Source organism: Psychrobacillus sp. FSL K6-4046 (assembly GCF_038624605.1).
Lineage (GTDB): Bacteria > Bacillota > Bacilli > Bacillales_A > Planococcaceae > Psychrobacillus.
Window position 1 is genome coordinate 2,352,610 of the sequence record NZ_CP152020.1, and the last position, 22,018, is coordinate 2,374,627.

The 22,018-nt window shown below is 33.9% G+C and carries 20 protein-coding genes and 1 pseudogene; 1 reads left to right on the forward strand and 20 read right to left on the reverse strand.

The window, feature by feature from the left end:
* Window positions 1-247 precede the first annotated feature (247 nt).
* The 11 genes from MKY09_RS11695 to MKY09_RS11745 all read right to left on the reverse strand — a co-directional run bounded on the left by MKY09_RS11695 (window position 248) and on the right by MKY09_RS11745 (window position 10,276).
* Window positions 248-598, reverse strand: a complete 351-nt coding sequence (locus MKY09_RS11695; protein ID WP_342566720.1) for a transposase — start codon at window positions 596-598, stop codon at window positions 248-250.
* Between the two features lie 86 nt (window positions 599-684).
* Complete coding sequence (locus MKY09_RS11700; RefSeq protein ID WP_342566721.1) at window positions 685-990, reverse strand: hypothetical protein; 306 nt, start codon at window positions 988-990, stop codon at window positions 685-687.
* A gap of 459 nt (window positions 991-1,449) precedes the next feature.
* Entirely contained in the window at window positions 1,450-2,295 is an 846-nt protein-coding gene (locus MKY09_RS11705; RefSeq protein WP_342566722.1) for a M55 family metallopeptidase, read from the reverse strand.
* Between the two features lie 79 nt (window positions 2,296-2,374).
* Window positions 2,375-3,553: a Xaa-Pro peptidase family protein gene (locus tag MKY09_RS11710; protein WP_342566723.1), complete on the reverse strand. Its 1,179-nt coding sequence runs from the start codon at window positions 3,551-3,553 to the stop codon at window positions 2,375-2,377.
* Window positions 3,534-4,541, reverse strand: coding sequence for a dipeptide ABC transporter ATP-binding protein (locus MKY09_RS11715; protein ID WP_342566724.1), 1,008 nt, complete (start codon window positions 4,539-4,541; stop codon window positions 3,534-3,536). Before MKY09_RS11715 ends, MKY09_RS11710 begins: the two co-directional genes overlap by 20 nt.
* Window positions 4,513-5,532 (reverse strand): ABC transporter ATP-binding protein, encoded by a 1,020-nt coding sequence (locus tag MKY09_RS11720; protein ID WP_342566725.1) that lies wholly within the window; start codon window positions 5,530-5,532, stop codon window positions 4,513-4,515. The genes MKY09_RS11715 and MKY09_RS11720 overlap by 29 nt, the downstream gene beginning before the upstream one ends.
* A gap of 11 nt (window positions 5,533-5,543) precedes the next feature.
* Entirely contained in the window at window positions 5,544-6,452 is a 909-nt protein-coding gene (locus MKY09_RS11725) for an ABC transporter permease (protein WP_342566726.1), read from the reverse strand.
* Between the two features lie 8 nt (window positions 6,453-6,460).
* Window positions 6,461-7,378: an ABC transporter permease gene (locus tag MKY09_RS11730; RefSeq protein WP_342566727.1), complete on the reverse strand. Its 918-nt coding sequence runs from the start codon at window positions 7,376-7,378 to the stop codon at window positions 6,461-6,463.
* A gap of 103 nt (window positions 7,379-7,481) precedes the next feature.
* Window positions 7,482-9,032, reverse strand: a complete 1,551-nt coding sequence (locus MKY09_RS11735; protein ID WP_342566728.1) for an ABC transporter substrate-binding protein — start codon at window positions 9,030-9,032, stop codon at window positions 7,482-7,484.
* A gap of 13 nt (window positions 9,033-9,045) precedes the next feature.
* On the reverse strand, window positions 9,046-9,480 hold the full coding sequence (locus tag MKY09_RS11740) for a MarR family winged helix-turn-helix transcriptional regulator (RefSeq protein ID WP_342566729.1): 435 nt from the start codon (window positions 9,478-9,480) through the stop codon (window positions 9,046-9,048).
* Between the two features lie 352 nt (window positions 9,481-9,832).
* Window positions 9,833-10,276, reverse strand: coding sequence for an Lrp/AsnC family transcriptional regulator (locus MKY09_RS11745; protein ID WP_342566730.1), 444 nt, complete (start codon window positions 10,274-10,276; stop codon window positions 9,833-9,835).
* A gap of 121 nt (window positions 10,277-10,397) precedes the next feature.
* On the opposite strand from MKY09_RS11745, the gene MKY09_RS11750 reads away from it, so the two are divergent.
* Window positions 10,398-10,949 (forward strand): cysteine hydrolase family protein, encoded by a 552-nt coding sequence (locus MKY09_RS11750; RefSeq protein WP_342566731.1) that lies wholly within the window; start codon window positions 10,398-10,400, stop codon window positions 10,947-10,949.
* A gap of 111 nt (window positions 10,950-11,060) precedes the next feature.
* Here MKY09_RS11750 and MKY09_RS11755 read toward each other — a convergent pair.
* The 9 genes and pseudogenes from MKY09_RS11755 to MKY09_RS11795 all read right to left on the reverse strand — a co-directional run.
* Window positions 11,061-11,498: pseudogene (locus MKY09_RS11755) on the reverse strand (hypothetical protein); the annotation flags it as partial.
* 774 nt (window positions 11,499-12,272) lie between these two features.
* Window positions 12,273-13,229 (reverse strand): DUF4097 family beta strand repeat-containing protein, encoded by a 957-nt coding sequence (locus tag MKY09_RS11760; RefSeq protein WP_342566732.1) that lies wholly within the window; start codon window positions 13,227-13,229, stop codon window positions 12,273-12,275.
* Entirely contained in the window at window positions 13,230-13,829 is a 600-nt protein-coding gene (locus MKY09_RS11765; protein WP_342566733.1) for a DUF1700 domain-containing protein, read from the reverse strand.
* Window positions 13,822-14,142 (reverse strand): PadR family transcriptional regulator, encoded by a 321-nt coding sequence (locus MKY09_RS11770; protein WP_342566734.1) that lies wholly within the window; start codon window positions 14,140-14,142, stop codon window positions 13,822-13,824. The genes MKY09_RS11765 and MKY09_RS11770 overlap by 8 nt, the downstream gene beginning before the upstream one ends.
* 542 nt (window positions 14,143-14,684) lie before the next feature.
* The gene (locus MKY09_RS11775; RefSeq protein WP_342566735.1) at window positions 14,685-15,272 is read right to left on the reverse strand and encodes a hypothetical protein; all 588 of its coding nucleotides are present in this window, start codon (window positions 15,270-15,272) and stop codon (window positions 14,685-14,687) included.
* On the reverse strand, window positions 15,262-17,028 hold the full coding sequence (locus MKY09_RS11780) for a hypothetical protein (protein WP_342566736.1): 1,767 nt from the start codon (window positions 17,026-17,028) through the stop codon (window positions 15,262-15,264). Before MKY09_RS11780 ends, MKY09_RS11775 begins: the two co-directional genes overlap by 11 nt.
* Complete coding sequence (locus MKY09_RS11785; RefSeq protein ID WP_342566737.1) at window positions 17,025-19,547, reverse strand: hypothetical protein; 2,523 nt, start codon at window positions 19,545-19,547, stop codon at window positions 17,025-17,027. The genes MKY09_RS11780 and MKY09_RS11785 overlap by 4 nt, the downstream gene beginning before the upstream one ends.
* Before the next feature lie 2 nt (window positions 19,548-19,549).
* Window positions 19,550-20,911: a hypothetical protein gene (locus MKY09_RS11790; RefSeq protein ID WP_342566738.1), complete on the reverse strand. Its 1,362-nt coding sequence runs from the start codon at window positions 20,909-20,911 to the stop codon at window positions 19,550-19,552.
* A 158-nt stretch (window positions 20,912-21,069) separates the two neighbouring features.
* Window positions 21,070-21,987 (reverse strand): hypothetical protein, encoded by a 918-nt coding sequence (locus tag MKY09_RS11795; protein ID WP_342566739.1) that lies wholly within the window; start codon window positions 21,985-21,987, stop codon window positions 21,070-21,072.
* Window positions 21,988-22,018: the final 31 nt, after the last annotated feature.

Sequence of the window (22,018 nt, forward strand, 5' to 3'; positions counted from 1 at the left end):
AACTACAATAACCATAAAAATAAACCCTACGTATTAGTATGCATAAAATCTCCTGATACTCTTTCACTACTGACGAAGAAATCAATAGTTAAATAGCTAGTGGCGAATATAACATTTCATTACTATTATCATTACTAAATCTTCTTTGATTGAGGGTACTTTCTACTTAAGATGTCGGGTCTAATGAATATATATCGTTATACGCATAGAAAGTATAGTTTTAGGAAGCCCATTCTAAAAAAACCAATTAGATGTTACTATCTCTTTCTTCTATGAATTCTATAAACGAACCTTGCAGTTCTCCTTCTGTGTCAATAGAATCGAGAAGTAATTTAGGTTCTATCGAACAATCTTTTAAAGTCGAACTTCCATCAATTACTCCTAGCATGTTTGAAATAGTATCAATCATAGTTTGTTCAATTATCTTCATTAATGTAACTTTATTTTCGTCATTTAAACTATCGTAAAAACCTATAGCTTTTTTCAAATAATCATCTGTTTTAGAAGTAACATTCGTAGTTTCATACAAGTCTTTGTATATTTCAAGATTCTCTTTAATGATAGACTCATAAAGTGATTTAACAAAAATATCATTCATTTTATTTCCTCATTTCTTGATACATTTTTTGTGTATCCTTTTTATATAAATAAAAACACATCCACATGGATGTGCAGTTTTTGATATTAATTTTCATTAAGTGGTAATTTAAATTCTTTGTAGTTTTTATTAGGATTCAAACAGTAAACCCTATTAGCAGTTATAGTCCAAACAGCGAATTCCTTTACGTCATAACCGTAAATTTCCTGGTTTTGTGTATCTGTAATTAGTGTAGTTAAACGAAGAGGCTTATTTTTATAATCTAACAATATGTTTTTTTCATTATCATTAATCACAAAACAATGGTCTTTCATATCAAATAAGTTAGTTTGAATACTTGAAATAATTTCCCACTCTTTATCATTTTTTACACTAAGAATATAATCAAACATTTAAAATCCCTCCCTCTTCCCTCCACAATTCGTCAAAATAGAGAGAAAATCCTGCTAGACACTTCTGTGTTTACTTTGACGCAATACTATCATATCTCTCCAATAGAATGGAATCTCATTATAAAAATAATATTATGAATACCACTCTTCATCAGAAAATTCCTCATTTTTTTGATTATCTATCGCAATTCTACCATCTTTTTAATTCAAATAGTTGTTTGCATCCAATTTGCGAATATCAGATAAAATTTTTAATGTTTGCAATTACTCATCCCGCTCGAATTCAAGAATAGCTATACTCGATCCAATATTCCAATTAAGTAGCTTGCAAAATCATAAAAAAGCTGAAACCCTTGATGATTGGGGTTTCAGCCTTTTGGATGCAACTGCAATAATCACGCAACCCCACAGATGTTTATATGTGGTTTCCATATCATCACACTAAAAAAAACGTGTATATCAAGCATTTACATTTCCCAGCACTCCATTAGTTGCCGCAATAGCAATAATCACACAACCCCACATATGTTTATATGCGGTTACCATGTCTTCGCATGTAAACATGATTCTAGTAGGGCTAATCATTTGAACGGTTGGAAGTGTTGAAGTCATTTTTGCTTGCTGCGGACCTTTGAATTCAATTTCAAAAGTTATTGGTCCTTCTATTTTTAAGGGCTTAATATTATTAATTCTCTTAATCGAAGATATAACTTTTTTTTCAATTTCTATTTGTACTAATTCAGGATGAATCAGTTCTGCAGCCAAGCGATCTCGTGCAAATTTTACTACGACTGATTCAACATCTGGTAATGTTTCTTTCACTTCCGCTACATAAAGGTCATCTCCACTAATAAAAATAGCAGGTATATTTAAACTACCAGCTACCAGGGCATTCATTTCCGTTTCCCCAACAATTTGATTATTAATTTTCATTTCCTTTACACATATCCCTGCAAGCGTATGGCTTATCACAGCATTTGATGAACTTTCTCTACCATGGTGCCCAACAAAAATAATTCCATCAAACGTTTCATCAAGGCCCTCTAATTGACACATCACACGATTATTACCGGAGACCAATCGTGCTCTTGGATCCAGCTCTTCTATCAAAATATTTGACATGTTCCCATGACCATCGGCAACCACAACTTCTTTAGCTCCTCCTATAAAGGCACCTCTTACAGCAGCATTAACCTCAGCAGTCATTATCTTGCGAAAACGCTGATATTCACCATTTGTGGTTAGTTGTTGAATAGTGGCTACACCAGCAATTCCTTCTATATCTGCAGAAATAAATAATTTCAATTAGCAAACCTTCCTTCTCTAATTAAATTTGATCCGTTATAAAAGCACTTGGCGAAATAATGCCAAGTGCAAATTATATTTAACAAATAAGAGACTTTATATCTCGAGGATAGTAAGTTAACATTTCTATTCCATCATTTGTTACTAGAACCGTATCTGAATGTCTAAATCCACCTATTCCCCTTACATAGATTCCCGGCTCCACAGTAACTACCATTCCAGGCTTAATTTCATTATCATCCCCTAAATCAAAAAATGGAGCTTCATGACCAAGTAAACCAATATTATGGCCAGTATGGTGGCTTGTAAGTTCCGTAATACCTGTCTCTTTAAAGTACTTTTGAACCGCTTCTTCAACTGAGGAATATAAAACGCCTGGCTTAATTGCTGCAAGTGCAACATCCTGAGCCTCATGCATATACTGGAAATATTTTTCCTGTTCTTTCGAAACTTCTTCAACAAACATTGTTCGTTCTAATTCACTGCCATATCCATAAACGTCCGCAGCCGCACCTGTAACCAGCGTATCTCCTTTTTTAAGTACAAGATTTTGAGTCACGGCATGAGGGAAAGCTGATTCAGGACCAATTTGTCCTCTAAAAATCGCATAGGCTGTTTTACCATGAGGTTTGTATTCAGCACCTAATGTTTCAATCATTGCCATTGTTGCTTCCATGGATGCTTTACTAGTAATTTCAATTTCACTTAATCCAGCTTTCGTATATTTTTGCAATAAACGATGAGCTAAATTTCCCCAACGACATGATTCTTTAATTAACTCAATTTCATTAGCAGATTTAATATATCTCATTTCCTCTATTACCCATTTTAAGGATACAAACTCTTTAACTGAGATTAGCTGATCAATTGATTGTCCACGATAACCCATTGGCGATCCGTAGCCTAATGAATCATAACCGACTGTTTTATTTTCAAAACCAAACTGAATTAATAATTCTTTCATATATTCCATTGGATGCCTTATTCCTGGGTACTCTGGATAGGAGTGAACTTGATCTACGATACCATACTCCTCAGCATGTTCATGTTCTAAAGCTGGCAAGAATAAGTGAAATTTAAGTTCAGGATCAATAAACATGCCGATTGGTCTTTCTGTTGGATGAAAGTGAAATCCAGTTAAATAAAAGATGTCAGTTACAGAAAATATTACTGCTCCATCACATTTTTTATCCGTTAATATTTCACAGAATTTTTGCTGACGTTCTTTATACTCACTTTTAGGAATTGCTAGTAACATAATTAATTTCCTCCTCTTTTTTTGTATATAAATGGCAAATTGCAGTATGACCTTTTTCGAATACAGTTTCTTTTGGAATTGTAGATTTACAGATTTCCATTGCGAATGGACATCTGGGGTGGAATGCACAGCCAGAGGGTGGATTCACTGGACTTGGAACATCCCCTTTTAAAACGATTCGATTTTTCTGTTCTTTTGGATGTGATACCGGTACTGCTGATAGCAGGGCTTGTGTATATGGATGCTTTGGACTATTGAACAATTCTTCTGTGTCTGCAATTTCAACAATTTTTCCTAAGTACATTACAGCTACACGGTCGGTCATGTGTTGAATTACACTTAAATCATGAGAAATGAACAAGTACGTTAATCCGAATTCTTTTTGTAACTCTAGCATTAAATTTATTACTTGAGATTGTACGGATACATCTAAGGCAGACACTGGTTCATCTGCAATTATGAAATCAGGCTGTAGGATGACTGCCCGCGCTATACCAATACGCTGTCTCTGCCCTCCTGAAAATTCATGGGGATACCTATCCAAGTGATATTCAGAGAGCCCGACTATTTTAAGCATGGATATAATTTTCTGCAACCGTTCTCTTTTATCAAATTTCCGATGAACTTTTAAAGGTTCTAGCAATATTTGTTTTATTGTTTTTTTGGGGTTAAGAGATGCATAGGGATCTTGAAATACCATTTGCATTTGTTTTCTAAGAGAACGCATTTTCTTATATGGTAACGATGTCAGTTCAGTCCCTTTAAAAATAATCTTTCCAGCTGTAGGTTCCGACAATCTTAGAATAGTTCTACCTGTGGTTGATTTACCACAACCTGATTCACCTACCAAAGCAAATGTCTCACCCTTCATTACACTAAAATTGATGTCATCTACAGCTCTTACAACAATTTTTTCTTTAAACATTCCTTGAGGAATTTCATAATACTTTTTCAAGTTTTTAATTGTTAATAATACTTTGCTTTCCATGATGCTCCACCTCCTTCAGGGTTAAGTCGTGGAGCCAACACTTACTTAAATGATTTCCATCTTGAAAAACAGGTGGTGCTTCTTCAAAACATTTATTAAAAGAATATGGACATCGGTTAGCAAATACGCAGCCTTGTTTAATTTCAGAAGGTTTAGGTACTTGACCAGCAATCGAATACAATTTGCTTTTTCTAGCATTGTTGGTGGGTAATGATTTCATGAGACCTTGAGTGTAGGGATGTAAAGGGTTATCGAACAATTCAGTAACCCCTGCCTCTTCAACTACTTCTCCTGCATACATAACAACTACACGATCACACATTTCAGCGACAATACTTAAATCATGCGTAATTAGCATTAAACTCATGTCATTTTGTGCTTTTATTTCTCTTAAGAGTTCTAAAATCTGGGCTTGTATTGTTACATCAAGAGCAGTGGTAGGTTCATCCGCAATCATAAGTTGAGGTTGGCATAGTAGAGCAAGGGATATCATTACTCTTTGCCTCATTCCACCAGATAATTGATGAGGATATTCATCAATTATTTGTTCAGCTCTTGGTAGACCGACCTGTCTTAAGACTGTGATTATAGCGTTTCGTGTTTCTTTTTTTGCTAATTTTTTATGTTGTCTTAATGGTTCACTCAATTGTTCACCAATCGTAAAGACAGGATTCAACGATGTCATAGGTTCTTGAAATATCATAGAAATTTCATTTCCTCGAAGTTTACGGTAATCCTTCTCCTTCAATTTAGAAATATCCCGATTATTAAAAAGAATTTCACCTGATACTATCTCACTAGTTTTAATTGGTAGAAGCCCCATAATTGATAGGGATGTAACACTCTTTCCACTTCCAGACTCTCCTACAATTCCTAATGTCTCTCCTTTATTTACATGAAAGTTGACTCCTCGTATAGGTATGGTTTTCTCTTTACCACTCTTAAATTGAATCCTCAGGTCTTTAACTTGTAGAATTTTTTTTGACATCATTATACCTCCTGTTATTCACCTTTCAACTCTGGATCCAATGTGTCACGTAGCCAATCTCCAAAAAGGTTAACACCTAGAGCCGTAATCATGATTGCAATTCCAGGGAATGTGATTAACCACCATGAACTGAATATATAATCTTTTCCTTCATTTAACATGTTCCCCCACGCTGGTTCTGGTGGTTGAACACCAAAACCTAGAAAACTTATGGATGCTTCAGCAATTATATAGGTGCCAATTTGTAAGGATGATAGAATAATAATTGGCGTAAACAAGTTTGGTAGAATGTGTTTAAATAAAATTCCTGTTCTTGATACGCCCGTTGCTACGCAGGCCGTAATAAATTCTTTTTCACGTAATGCGAGGACTTCACTTCGAATAACTCTGGCAAAAATAACCCATCCCCCAATTGCTAAAGAAATAATTATATTACGAAGACCAGTGCCAATAATGGCATTTATTACAAGAACTAATAGAATGAAAGGAAAACTTAATTGAACATCGACAATTCTCATTAAGATAACGTCAATCCAACCTCTGAAATAACCAGAAATAATACCTACTATAGTACCGAAAGTACCTGCTATTAACACTGTTGTAACACCAATAATTACAGAAATTCTAGCACCAAGAATAATTCTGGAGAAAATATCTCTTCCTAACTGATCTGTTCTTAATATGTGCCCGTCCGTTAATGGAGGTAATAATTTTTTACTGAAATCCGCAAGAAGAGGATCATAAGGAACAATCCATTGGCCAAAAACACTTATGAATAACAAGGTAATTATAATAAGAAATCCAAGAATACCTGTCCAACTTTTCCATAAATTAGAGAAAAAAGTAGTTAGAGAAGATTCTTTATTAATTTTTAAAGTTTGTGTTTTTGTCGTGTGCGGTACCTTTGGAATATCCGTTGCCATACTCTCACCTACTTCACTCGAATTTGTGGATTTACATATGCATACAATACATCCGCTATAAAATTAATAACTGCATAAATAAGTGCTATGATAAATACTCCAGCAAGAACTATTGGAAAATCCCTGTTCATAAGTGATTGCATTAACAATCTTCCTATTCCAGGCCAAGCGAATACAACCTCAGTAATAACTGCCCCCCCAAGTAATGTACCTAAGTCAAGCGCCACTAGTGTAATAATTGGAATTAGAGAATTTTTAAGTGCATAACGCCCAACTAACCTTGAGGTTGGTACTCCGGAAGCCTTAGCTGTCCTAATATAATCCTTTCTTAATACATCTAACATGGTAGATCTGGTGAACCTTGTAAACCTAGCAACACTGTAAGCTGCTAAAGTAATCATTGGGAGGATTAAATGAACAATTGAGCCTGCACCACCAGAAGGAAGTAAATTCAACTGAGCTGCAAAAAAGTAAATAAGTAGTAAACCTAACCAAAAGCTAGGGACAGCTTGACCAAGCACTGTTAAGGCAACAGCTATCCGATCAAAAATTGAATTTCTTTTAAATGCAGAAAGGACTCCTAAAGGTATAGAAATTAACAAAGACAGTACTAAAGCTGATATAGCTAGTTGGAAAGTAGCTGGCAGACGATCTAGTACTAAGGGTAATGCATCCTCACGACTGCGAAGAGATTGGCCAAAATCACCCTGTACTGCATTCAACATGAATTCTCCATATTGAATATAAATAGGTCTATTGAATCCCAATTTCTCTCGGTATTCTTCAATCTGTTCTCTAGGTGCATCGGGGGGTAAGAATAACGCGGTAGGATCTCCAGATAATCTAATCAAAAAAAACACAACCGTAAGGGCTAATAAAACTACAATCACAACTTGGATTATTCTTTTTACTACGAAATCAAGCATATCTAACTCCCCTTTATACCTGATATATTTATTTATTTATTTAGAGAAGAGGAGGATAGAATGTATCCCCCTAACCCCTTATGATAAAATAAATGTACGAATTTTAATTCCAAGACATTTCAAACGCTGGTATTTTTTCATCTACACGTGGCTCAAAGTTCAAATCTTTTCGTACTGCGTATAAATCAGACTGTTGCCACAATGGAACCCACGCTGCTTTTTCTACTAGTTTATTTTGTAATTCTGCATATCCTTTAAATCTTTCTTCTTCATTGAAGATTGCATTCGTCTCATATATCTTAGCTTCGATATCTTTATCATAGAAACTGCTATATGGAGCTACTTCTGTAAAGAGATTTTCGATTGTAGATTGCGGATCAAACGCTGGGCCCCAACCTAGGATAAACATATCACCCATTTCTCTATTTCTTATTTTCTCTAAATGTGCTCCCCATTCATTTACTTGAACATTGACTTTTACACCTATACGTTGTAATTGGGCAGCGATAGCTTGAGCAACTTGTGAATCCATTGGATAACGACCATTAGGGGTATCAAGGCTTAATACTAGAGAATCAGACTCATAGCCAGCTTCTTTTAAAAGATTCTTTGCCTTTTCTGGGTCGTATTCGTAACCTTTAGTCTCGATGTAACCTGTATTAATTTTTGCTAAAGGACCAGTCATCTTTGTTCCATGTCCATTTAAAACAGAATTAAGTAATTCATCCACATCTATTGCATGATTCAATGCTTGACGAACTTTCTGATCCTTTAAAGGACCATCATAAAAATTATTTAGAGCAAGATAATTAATTCTAGCTGATGGAACTTCCTCAATTTTTGATCCATCATCACTTTTAATTTTTTCAACAGAGTCTACAGGAATATTTTTAAATATATCTACTTCTCCACTTAAGAAAGCTGAAAGACGAGAACTGAACTCTGGGATATAACGAAATTCTACATTTTTAATTGAAGGAGTTCCTTTCCAATAATCTTCATTAGCTACTAAACGTAAAAAATTGTCTCTTGACCATTCCTCAAATTTATAAGCTCCAGTGCCAACTGGTTTTTTAGCAGCTTCTTCTGTACCTACCTCCTCAACGTATCCAGGTTCGATAATTAATAAATCTTCAGCAATACGTTGAATCAAGCTAGGAAAAGGCAGCGAGGTTTTAATTTCAACTTCATATGGTGAAATTACATTTACTTCTTGTACATTTACCCATCTTGATTTATAAAATGATTGATTTGCATCATCTAAAATGTAGTCGATACTAAATTTAACGGAATTTGCATTAAATTCAGCTCCATTATGAAATTTGACTCCTTCTTTCAAATTAAATTTCCAAGTGAATTCGTCTACATTATTCCATTCTTCAGCAAGGACAGGGATGAATTCACCAGTCTGACCATCTCTGTCAATAAGTGCATCATAAATATTACGGATTTGGGTATCAGTTACGTAGTTAACATCTGAATTAGCCATTAGTGTTCCTGCATCAGATTCAAAAGCAATTACGATACTATCTTTATTTGAAGATGAAGCGTTTCCTTCTCCTTCTGAGTTACTCGTACCTACCGTTCCTTCAGTACAGGCCGTCAAAATTAATAGCACACCTAAAGCAAACAAAAAAAAGCTTTTTTTTCTCATTTAGCATTTCCCCCTATCGAATTTTTGGATACAAGATTTTCTCGATCTTTTGCATTGATTCAATCAATACTTCAATCTCTTCTTCAGAAATTCCATCTATCATATTTTTAACATTAAGACTTGCCTTGTTAGCAAGCGATGTAAGTGCCTCTCCCCCTATGTCTGTTAGTTCTATATATTGTATCCGTCGATCCTCTTCTGAAAATTTTTTCACTATGAGCCCGTCTCGTTCAAAGTGCTTTAAGATCCTACTCATATAACTTTTGTCCAAAAGAAAATAATTTGATAAATAAGCTGCTGTGCAGTCATTCCGAGATGAAATTTCAAACATTATTAAGGCTTCAGTTGCGGAATAAGGACTTTCGTCAGTATATAAATTAAAAAGTCCCATTGTCCGAGTGTAAAAACGATTAAATCCTTTAATTTTCTCTATATTATTTTCAGACATTTTTAAATTTTCATCCTCTTTAGAATTTTAAGTCTACTTTATAATATAAAGTTGCTTTAGTCAACTACTTTTACATAAATTCATTATTAAATATCTATATACTGTGTTAGATAATGGTCAAATAATGTAGCTAGTTAGCTTTTTTTATGACTTAAAAAAGAACAGTAGATAAGCTATAAAAAGCCGATCTACTGTTCTTTGATTAAATCAAATTAAAATTAATTTCCTTCTAACTTTCTAAGCGTTTATTCGAATGTTGTATCGCATATATCATTCACTTTTAGCTAGTCTATTCATTTACATTAACTGACTAAAATTTTAAAGTAGTAACTTATTTCTCCTCGTTTTAAGTTCATCCGTTGGCAATCAATGGATTTCGTTGTTTAATCTCTTTAATAGATAAATGGACGCTATAGTTCCCGTACTCCAGAATTTTATCTAGGAAAAGATTTAATTGCTCTTGAGAGCTAACCTTTACTTTTAAATGATAACAGCCCTCCCCCGATACGCGGTGAACTTCCACTACCTCATCTCGATCGTTCATCACTTGGATGAACGAATCATGGTTTGTAGTTATCATGTAAATGATGATAAATGCTGTATAAGTGAGCCCTAATTTCTTTTCGTCAACTATTAGAGAGTAGTTTTTAATTACACCGCTCTCCTCCAGTTTCTTTATACGATTGCCTACTGCTTGCCCAGTCATGTGAATTTGTTCACCTAGGTCTTTCAATTGAATACGTGAATTTTCGGATAACATCCGAAGAATCTGAAAATCTATATTATCAAGTTCCATATTAAATTCCTTTCACAATGAAATTTTTTGAGATGAAAGTGTTTCGTCAACCTATCGATAAAAAACCGTATGGGATTTATGATTATAGTGTAACAAAATACTTCTGATGAGGTGGAGAATAATGAGTACAGCTCTAATTATTGTAGATATTCAAAATGACTATTTCCCAAATGGTAAGATGGAATTAAGTAACCCGGAAAAAGCGGCTGCAAATGCTGTGAAAGTACTTGAGTGGTTTAGACAGAATCACAAAGATAACATTTTCCATGTTCAGCATATTGCAGCAGATCCAGCATTAGGGTTCTTCCTTCCGGATACTGCAGGTGTCGAAATCCATGAAACTGTTCAACCGTTAGAAACTGAAAGTATCATCATCAAACATTTCCCTAATAGCTTTTTACAAACTGAATTAGAAAGCAAATTGAAAGAAAAAGGAATAACTAAGCTAGTAGTTGTCGGTATGATGACACATATGTGTATTGATGCTACTGTCAGAGCAGCAGTAGATCATGGCTATGAAGTTACACTTATTGAAGATGCATGTGCAACTCGCGAACTAACGTACCAAGATAAAGTAGTGCCAGCACAACAAGTCCATTTTTCGTTTGTCAGCGCACTTCATGGTATGTATGCCAATGTGATCTCGGCCGACGAATACTTGGAACAAAACTAACAAAGTCTTAAAAGCATATAATTCAAGTAAAAGGGAGATTGTTTTTTAAAAAACAATCTCCCTTTTCATATGTCGTAAATTCTCATCATTTTTCCGTTTTGGTCTAAGAGCTTACTCCCCTACCATACCGTCCTTATCATTATCATGCATGTATGGATATAACCAATGGTCACTCGTGATTGGCATACTAAAACCTGCTGCTTTAGCTTCTTTAATCGTCACCTGTCCATTACCATTTGTATCCACACTAGAAATATCTTCGTTAGTGTTTGAAGTAGTTGGAGCAGGAGGCTCATTACCCGTCAATCCAAGGGATGCATTTACTTCATCCGGGTTAACGTTGTCAAATGTATCAACGATTTTGTTACCCATTATCGTATAAGTATACTGATAACTGGAAGGTATTTGCGTTTCTATGTTTGGATAAGTGATGATTGCTTCAAAATTAGTAGCACCACCTGCTTTACGAATGGCATCTTCCATATATGCTTGATCACCATGTCGGTTGAGCGTACTTTCTTGTGGGGTAATATTATATGCATTGGATACCGCCCCCGTATAGGATAGCCTTTTAAGGGATAAAACCTTTTAGCTTTTGATACACCTTAATTTGAGCGATGAACAAAACTAAATGATGAACAAAACTTGAAATTCCTACACTTTTATCATTGGATTAGTGTAATAAAGATGTGTATTTACACCTTAAAGAATATGCACGAATTTATGCAACGACATCAACTCTGTATGATCACTAGAAAACGCTCAAACTATTGCTGCAAGTGACTTTGAAGAGAAATACATAAAATACCTTATAAACAATGTTCATATAAAAATCCTAGAAATACTATTAAATCAGGATTTCTAGGATTTTAGTTTGCACCCAAAATTTTATTTGGGAACGTTATTTTGAATGATTTTGCATACTGTATAAATCTTTAATGAACTAAGGTATCTTGAATTTAGAGGCGCTTATTGGGGTAGCGCCCGATTGCTGAATAAGGACTTTTGTATAGAGATAATAAAGTCATTTAATTTTAAGTTAAAAAGATAAGAGCCTTACTACAAATAGTTTTGTAGTAAGGCTTGTTAAAGTTGTTTTAAATTCTATTCAGCTGCTTACATAACCCTTGAAAAATGAATAATAAAGTTGTTTATTTCTTGTCCAACTAACGCTCCTGTTACTTTAAGTACGTTGTTTCACAAACTCTACATATACTTTCAGTTATTACAGGAATGCTTTCCCGATAGCTGTATAAAAAATAACCGTGATCATCAGCTGTTGTCCCATTGTTTTACAGAGAAAGTCTCGGTTTTTCATAGTATTTAAAATTGTACATTCACATCTCCATCTTTAGCGTTAATAGTAAGCTCATTTATCGTGTTAACATGATGTTTGGCTTTGGATTGATATTTATTTTCATTTACCATGATATTGCCAAAGGAATTATTAATGTTGTAATTTAACTCTGATTCTTTATTGGTTACTTGCAGGTCTACATCACCGAAGTTAGACGTGATACTTGATTTTCCTAACAGTAAACCTTGTATTTCAATGTCGCCATCATTACTTTTAATTGTTAAACCTTTACTGTTTAAATCACTTAAATCAATATCACCAAATTGATTTGTAATCGTAGTAGCATCAGCCACTACCTTCATAAATTGTAAGGCACCATCCTTCATGTTAATGACTAAATTTTTTGTTTCGACGTTGCTTGCGAAAATATCGCCAAAGTTGTTTTTAATTTCAAAAGTGTCCATTTTAACATTAGTTGTTGTTATGTCACCATCTCCTGAATAGATGTTTAAATGATTGCTTTTGATACAATCTAAATGTATATCACCAAATTCGTTTGTTAAATTTATATTGTTAAATGTAGTGTCTTTCGGATAATAAATTTTAATTTTTGTTTTAGGTATTTCACCTAAACTGATATTGAAAAATCCACCAAATAAACCATCACTTTTGATAATTAACTTATTATTTTGTACTTTATATGTGAATCCTTTTTCTAGTTCTTTGTATGAAAGTATTTCAATCTCGTACTTATCAGAAGGGATGATTTCAAAATCTGTATCATCTAAATCTACATCAATGTCCGAGAATGGTGTTAATTCCTCAGAAATGGTTTGTACATCTTTTACGTCGATTACTTTTAATCCATCATCCGTTGTGACAATAGTGAATACTGCTCCAGACATGTACCCGATTGCTGTTAGCACAATTCCAACGACAATCATACCACTAGCAATAATAGGTATTAGTTTTGACTTGTTCATTTATAATACCTCCTTACCTCGTTTTGTAATACGATCAAACAGTCTTTTTAGCATTCTTGCAATAGTGCGGCTACCATTTTTAATAAGGATAATAACTGGTGAGAAAGCAAGTAGCCCAATACCTGAAGCTGTTAATCCTAGACCTATAAAGAATAGAGCAGTAGGAATATGTTGTATAAATACGGCTACGCCTCCAATTAAACAACCAATACCTCCCAGGATTAAGGAAAATAGGATAGCGATTGCGGCAAATGCCAATGAACCGCACAATAAGACAAATGCAAAAATTAATGCTACAACAGCTAACATAATCGGTAGTGCAATTGGTGTTGCAAGAATTGCAAGAATAATAATCCAAATGGCTAATAAGCCTTTTTTTGCTGAGCCTGGATGACTATCTAAGTCTTTTATCGCATAATCAGCTAGAATTTTCGATGCAACTTGAGCAGGTGATCCTAATTCCTTAATAACTTGTTGAATGTTTTCCGTGCCAGCCTCATCAAAGTATTCATTGTAATATTCAATTGCTGCTTCTACTTCATTACTTGGTATTCGTTTGAGTTTAGATTCAAGTTGTTTCAAATACGTCTCTTTATTCATCGTTTAATCCTCCCATCAACACATGCTCAATTTTTTCTTTATATTCCGTCCATTCTTTCAATAATTCTTCGTACTTTACACGTCCAAGATCTGTTATGCGATAATAACGACGGTTTCTTCCCTGAAATGGCTGATCATATGTAGACAAATAATTGCCTTTTTGTAATCTGCGTAACACTGGATAAAGTGTAGATTCAGAAATATCCATAACTTCACGAACTTGTTGTGTCAACGAATAGCCATAAGCATCTTCTTTCGCTAAGATGGCAAGCACACAAGCATCGAGTAGTGCAGAACCAAGTTGAAAACCCATTATTGCTACACCTCCAAAAATTCATATTATAGATTCATATATATTATACATCGTATAGTATATAGCGATATTATACGACGTATAATATTGTGTGTCAATAATCACAATACCTAACTTTCCATAAATCAAGAGAGGCATCCAGAACTAAAATGAAAGCTCTATTTAAGATACGCTTTAAGTAAAAGTGTAAAGAAAATGGAGTGAAACAAATGAAGAAGCAACAAGAAATAGTCTTGGTTCTACGACAGACATTTCCTATTCAACTAAACTGCCCCGTTTGTTAAATAAGATAACGTATCTAGAGCAACAATCTCTGCGAACAGAAACAAAAAAATACATCCATTATCTCAAAAAAAGATTGATTTAATGGATGCATTTTTATTTGTAAATAAAAAGTTTGATTATTTTTTATTCATTTTCAACCTATTTTGTTCAACAATATGACCCGTTTGTTGAATAACAAAAATGCAATTGTTGGTCTGTTTGTTTATAATAAATACAGTAGCCTTTTTTACATGCATTCGAATTATAAGATTAATCTGTTATTTGAATAAATCCTCAAATTCATCGTCAATTTCTTTAAATTTCTTTTCCGCATCTATGACATTCTCCTTTAACTGAAAGTTTTTACGACTAAGAAGAGAAGTGCTATGCAATGTCATCGATTCGTATTTTTCTTGATAGAATGCAGACTGCTTTTTCAGTGCGTCGATTTCTTCTTTTAGAGAGGCTATTTCTTTCTCCTTAGTATTTAGTCTATCTTCTAATTCAGTTGTCTTTAACACCTGTTCAAACGTAGTTTGATATGCGTCAAGGACTTGTTGAATCCTTGTTATTAGTAGGTTTTTATTGTAATAATTAGAGTTGACTAAATCCTCAGCCGAAGGAATTTTTACATTCTCTTTCATTAAACCCACGATTGCCATAGGGGTTTGATTAAGCTTTTCAATGTCTTCTCGAATCTGTTTATTATTTCTCCATACGTACCGTGGAAACTTCGTTTCACGCCCTAAATCTGCCAGAGTAATTAATTTCCCACTATTTTTGTTTGCGTATTCGAATAAAACAGATCTTAGTTCCTCATATGGATATTTTTGCGGTCTGCCTCCTTTAGACTTTTCAGTTGTCATCTTGTACCTCCATTTTTTTTGCTATATGCGCTTCTAACATTGCTTTTCTATTTAATAAAATTGCGAGATTTGCGCTGTTTCGTTCAAGGTCTTTAGAATTTTTTTCGTTATTATCGAACTCTGACTCCTTTTTCCTATAAGCTGATTGATAATACTTTTTGATGAAATTTAATTTAATTTGTATTTCATCTTGGATTTTTGTGATTTTATTTGCCAATTCGGATTGTTCTAGAGTGGTCAAATTAGATAAATCTATATGAATTTTATTACAAAAGATGCAATCATCTTCGAAACATTCGTACGGAAAGTTTTTTGATTGGCAGTAACCATAATCTATTTTCTTTTCTTTAGAGTAGTCAGAATTCCAATAAGAGAGTATCTGCTTTTGACGAAATGTAAAATGATCAAATCCTGAAGTATTTAGGTTTGTCATACTTCGTTGAATATCCTTAGCTAGTAAATTAGAATAAGACCTTTGAAAATCATCGATATGAGATGCATATGCGGATTGGGTTTCAATCTTAGTATGACCTGCCATTTGGGCGATTGTTAATTCACTGAATCCTTGCATCATCATTGAACAGATAGCGAAATGGCGTGTATCCATTAGACTAAAGCGAGTAATGGTTTTGTGTGGATTTTCTAAATCTAATTCGTCTCTTGAATTTACAACGTTAATGCCCATACCGTCTTGTATCACTTCATTGAAAAATGAAACCAATAGCTTTGTCATTAAATCGGTTGTTCGATGGTTGTTATATTTTTTTGTTTCCCCTTTATTAACGACGCTGCTATATTTAGGTTTTGTTAAATGTTCATAATGGTGAGAGAGATAAAATAAATATTCTTCGTTCTCGCTATTAGTTACTTTTCTATAATCTTCTATAATTTCGAATACTTCCTTGTTTATCTGAATTTCGTGAGGTATAGCGACGTGATGCTTTCCTTTTTCTTTTTTGGAAGGTGGTAGCTTTCTTTTCCCTTTTGTAAGGTAATATTTTTCTTCTTTCGCATCATACCGTATATCGTTATTCTTTATTTTAACTAGTTCTATTGGACGAATCGGGATAATTGTAGATAATTTCCACCAAATGAAAATTGGATAATATTTCGAACGCATATCATTTGTTGCTTTGTTCATGAAATCGTTAATTAAAAAATCAAAACGGACAAATTCTTCATAAGTAGGTATCTCTCTGACTATATCCCAATCAGCGCCCTGTATGGATTCAAATAAAGGGATATAATCAGATGCGTCGTTTATAGGATTAAAGTACAAGTACCCCAAGTTATAATTTCTGTATTTATCTAAATTTATTTTTGATGACTCTTTTTCTAACTTCCATTCCTCGAATTCCAATAGTTTTCGTTTGTCATAACAACTTGTTAATTTAATGATGTTTAAAATGTTACCTAACCCCTCAAAAATACTATCCGGGGATATATTTCGATCATATAGTTGTACTATTACGTAGCATTTTAAAGATAAATAAAGCTCTTTATTATATTCTATTTCCGCAAAATCAAGACTCCTATAATATTCGCGTCCCATTACGTTCCATTGATGGTCAAGAAATTCAGATGGGGATTTAATAATCCCATCGTCTTGTAAAAGCTCGAATTTTTCTTGATACTGAATTAACTCATCTTTGTTGTACTTGAGGTACTTTTTTTCTGCAACTGAATTGGAAGTCTCTTCGTAAATAAGTAATCCTTTATCTATATTACCTACTTTCAATTTTTTTACAGCCATCAATTATTCGCCTCGTTTATAGTTAAAAATTTTGTGACATTTAATTCTCTAATATTTGATTGCAACAAGTCCAAATCTATGAAGCTGCGAATATAATTCGTATCAAATTGATCGTACATTCTTTTGAAATCCATTAGGATATACAAAAGCGATTTAATCATGTGTGTATATTTGATGCGCGTGATATGTTCATCTTGATTTGTTTTTTTTAGTCGTTCAATCAAAGAAAATATTTTCACATTCACAATATCTAAAATATAATTTGTATCGATGCGATTTTTGCAACCGAGACATGGCATTTCTAGATTATATTCAACCTCTTTTTTAAATGGACAATTTTCCAATCCTACGAGACATTGTGAATGGTCTAGCAATGAAGGAGAGCGTAATCTGGAAATCTCCTTTAGTTTGTCTTTTAACTCTTGTTTTGGAATTTTCATAAGGTCTTTTAATAATGCAATTGATTGCTCGTGCCTAGTGACAGCGAACTTTGATAATTCGTTTATCATTACAGGTGAATATTCTTTGTTGATATTTGTTATGGCTGTTGTCATTTCTTCTAAGCTCATAGGTTCATTTTCATTTATAGCGTCTATCATAACTTTTACTTGCCATCCAAAAATCCCTCTATCGAAGGCGTGACGAGCCATTTCTTCAACATCTACATCAGTATTTCGCGTAACTAGATATACCTGAGTGATAGAGTTAGGCATTGCAATATTATGAGTGTGAGAACGAGAAAAACCACTTAGCCAATAGGCTAAAGCACCTTTACCGTTTTTTACCGCTGTTTCCCAACCGTAAGTCATTAAAGATTTGTTACTCTTTCTATTTTTGAACTTCGGCAAATCTTTTCCAAAGAAATCATAAATATTTTTGTCACTTATATTTTTAACTAAAATTTCGCTTTTAGCGTTTTCTTTTTTACGGTGTAGTTCACTAAGAATGAAGGCTAATGCCGTAGGCACTTCAAAAATAAAAGGGACAACGTATACGGATTTTCGTTTGTTCTTTCTTGATAAATATTCTTGCATACTTCTTCCGACTGTTTTTAATATGTTTTGAGCGTCTTCTAATCTAAATGTGTGTTCGTTGAACCATTCAAAATCATCAATGCCCACTATATCAAGTGATATCGATTTAAATGAAAACAAATCTGAGCGTCTCCATGCCAGTGAAAAATGCAACAAGCAGAATAGCCATGTATTAGCATACTCTCTGTTTTCAACTGCATTTTCGAAATGTTTGTTCACATCTAAAACATGAAGGATTAACATTTTCCACTCTTCTTTAGTATACGCTTCATCCTCATCCCCATTTAAGGTCTTTTTAAAAACATAATCGCCACTAAATGCACAATCAACTTTCTCTTTGCAATAGTCAAGGAATTGGGTAAATCTACTAGTTAGATTTTTAGGGAATGATTCGAAAAGTGGTTTTAATTCTAAATCTGTATATTCCATCAATTCTTTAGTTAGTTGAGATGCTAAAACCTCTAAAACACGCAAATATTTAAGCGTGATTTTTTTGAGTGACTGTGTGCTTTTTTTTATTTTTTTTCTAGCCCATCTATTATATAAATCTACTGTAAGGTTTATATTGGCTTTGTTCTTAAAGTAAGTAATACTATCTTCAAAAAATTGATGATAGTTAGTTTCTACAAGATGGTTATTATAATTGTGCTTGATTTGTATCGCAGCGTAACTATTTATAAGTTCATCAGCTTTTTCTCTTTTGATGTAAAAATCTCTTTTGTTATCTGGAAGAAGAATATAGTCGTCAGAGGTAAAAAATTTCCTTATAACATTCAAAGATGTGTTCATCTCCAATGCTAATTGCTCAATTGGAATTAGCCCACGTTGCTTGTACTCATCTAAGTAAGCAAGATGCGTTCTAATGCCCATAGCGTTCACTGTAAACGATTTTATGTGTTTCTTACGCCATAACATCTGCATCACTTCTAAAGGCAGATTAAGGTACCTAGAAGCCTCTTCAATATCCACTAATCCTTTTTTGTATTCCTCCCAATCTTCAATTTCAATTTGGTAGCTATTAGCCTCTTTGTATACAAGCTTAGATAAAAGAGGGTCGTTAAATATAAAATTAACTAAAGCATGTCTATCTGTTGATACATTTAATTCTTCTTTGATTAATTTGACTGCGCTTGTTTTTCTGTTTATATATTTATCAACTTCTTTTTTTGAAAAGTATAAAATTGTTTCAAAAAGCAGGACATCCTCGAATACTCCTGTCTCTCGTAGTTTCTTTAGTCTTAGGTCTGATACTTTTAGCATTTTTTTAACTTCAGATTTTTTGTAATAATCGCTTGAAAGTTTAGCTTGCAAGGATAATTGCTGCTCAACATAGTTTGCATGAATCAAATATTTGATTTTTCCACCAGAAGAAAGTTCCACTTTCAAAAGCGAATCGGGTATTAAACCTGTTCGTGCATGTCTTCGTAAATTTGAATCATGTTTATTGATTAATTTAGCTACTTCTTCGGGTGTATACCATTCTGTCACCTTTAATCATCCTTTTTTTTTCGATCCCGACTGTTTAATTTTAATTCAGAAATAATCTCTTCCTTTGCTTCTAATAAATCCATATACATATCATCGTAATTACCCTTTAGAAGTCTAAGCATTTTATCTGTATTGTTTAGATACGTTATACTGCTCATGGGGTTGTTATCTCCACGTGCTGTCATAACTTGAAGTACATTGGTTGCTTCTGCTGCAATCAAATTCGAGAAGATTCCACGTCCGATGTGAGTAGACCATTTAGCGCTACTTAATTCCAATCCATATGTTCTAAGTAAAGGGTCTTTAGCCTCTAACAATAAAGTTAGGAATTTATTTTTCAATTTTCCAAACTCCCGTTGATAAGTGAATTTCTCCATTGCTTTTCCATCTCTGTTGGAGAAGAGAGCGTTGCTACCATCGGTAGGTTTATATTTTTCAATATGCGTCTTATATAGAAGTTGTAATAACTCGCCATTAAAAGGGAAAATACCTTGTCTTCTTTGTTTTTTTACGGTTCCTTTTCCCTTGATATCCTTTAGTTCGGGTCTGAAATTACGATTTTTTATTATTACTTGAAATCCATATAATCCGAATTCTCCTGATGGAGTAATACCGGTTCTAGCGATATTTACAACCTCTCCAGCACGTAAGCCCCCGAAACACTGAAATGCCACCCCAAGAGCTATTCTAGGTGTATACGTATATGCGGTTTGTATGAATGGGATAATTAACTCGTGAGGAAGATCATGGATAAGAAATGTTTCTTCCTCATCATTTGGATAGTTCACATTGATAAAAGGGCTTTCTGGCTTCCTTTTGACTTCTAAAACTTCATACGTGTATTCTTTGAAATCAAAATCATTTATCGTTATATGATTTAAAATATCTTTTTTGGCTAGAAAATAGTATAAACGAGTAAGATTCCATTCACATCTTTTGACTGTTTCTTTTTTCACTGGAGCGTTATTTCGTCCCATTAATCCATAAACGTTCAAATAATCCTCTCCATGTTCAAAAAGAAGGTCTTTTACGCTTGATAACTTATACTTTGCGTGATTTTCTATAAACACAAAATTTAGGAAGTTCACAATAGAGTTAGCAATTTGTTCTTGTGTTTTAATACTAGGGATACCGCCTTTTTTTAATGGCAGATGAATAAATTCTGAAATAGGGTGGACAACACTTATTGCATATCCGTTTTTCTTCTGCTCCAACATAATCATCATCTTATCGACAGTACGATTTTTACCGTTAGGTAAAGTTTCTGTTGCAGATACCCTTTTACAGTAGTACCTATACACCCCTAATCTTTTGTTTATTCCCACAACATTGCTATGGTTTTGACTGTTTGAAGCTTTATTCATTTATCTTCCCACCTGTCATATATTTTCTCCCTTATCATTAAAGCTTTTCTCTTTATTTCGTATTGTCCTAAGTTGTTTAAAAACTTCATATGCCTTCTAAAACACGAACTGCTACAAAGTCTATATCCCCCTAAAAACAACTAGCTTGAGTTTAATTGCTATTCGCCTACATAACCGTCTCCGTCACGGTCATCCATGTACTGATACAGCCAGTGGTCACGCGTAATTGGCATACTGAAACCCGCATCTTTGGCTTCTTTAATTGTAACCTTCCCGTTACCATTCGTATCAACACTAGAAATATCACCAGCTTGGCTTGCATTAGTCGAAGTAGATGGTGTGTTTTTGCTATTGCTTTTCCCTGTCAAACCTTGTGCTGCGTTTACTTCATCAGGATTCACATTGTCGAATGAATCCGTAATCTTATTCCCATTAATCGTGTACGTATATTGATAATGAGAAGGGATTTGCGTCTTCGTATTAGGGTATGTGATAATCGCTTCAAAATCAGTAGCTCCACCGGCTTTACGAATAGCATCTTCCATGTAAGCTTGGTCGCCGTGTCTGTTGAGTGTACTGTTTTGAGCCGTGATATTATAAGAATTTGATACAGCCCCAAGCGAGTCAGCTATAACATGCCCTTCATCAAGGTATTTACTTTCTACACCGGGAACTTTTGCTTCATCTTTGCAGTATCTTCCTGATGATGTGACAGGTTCAGTACGGTCATCTTGTAAAATGATTTCGTCAGCAACCACTTTAATCAGTTGACCATGTTCATTTGTAAATGCCCAATATTCTCGATCACCAAAACCAATGTCTACCACAACATTTGCTTCACGATCTCCAGATAAATCACAAGCATCCACTTCGATTAATTTGTAGCCTTTGAACAGTTCATCTTTTGATTGAGTTGATGTATCTTCTACTACTGGTTCATCAACAGTTGTATTAACCGTTGTTACTTCTTGTGAATCTGTTTTTTCCTCAGTATTCGAAACATCTTCTATGTTTGTACAACCAACCATAAAGATGGTCATTAAAGGTACGATTAAATAATTCATTTTCTTTTTCATTTTAAGACTCCTATAATACTTATTTTAAATT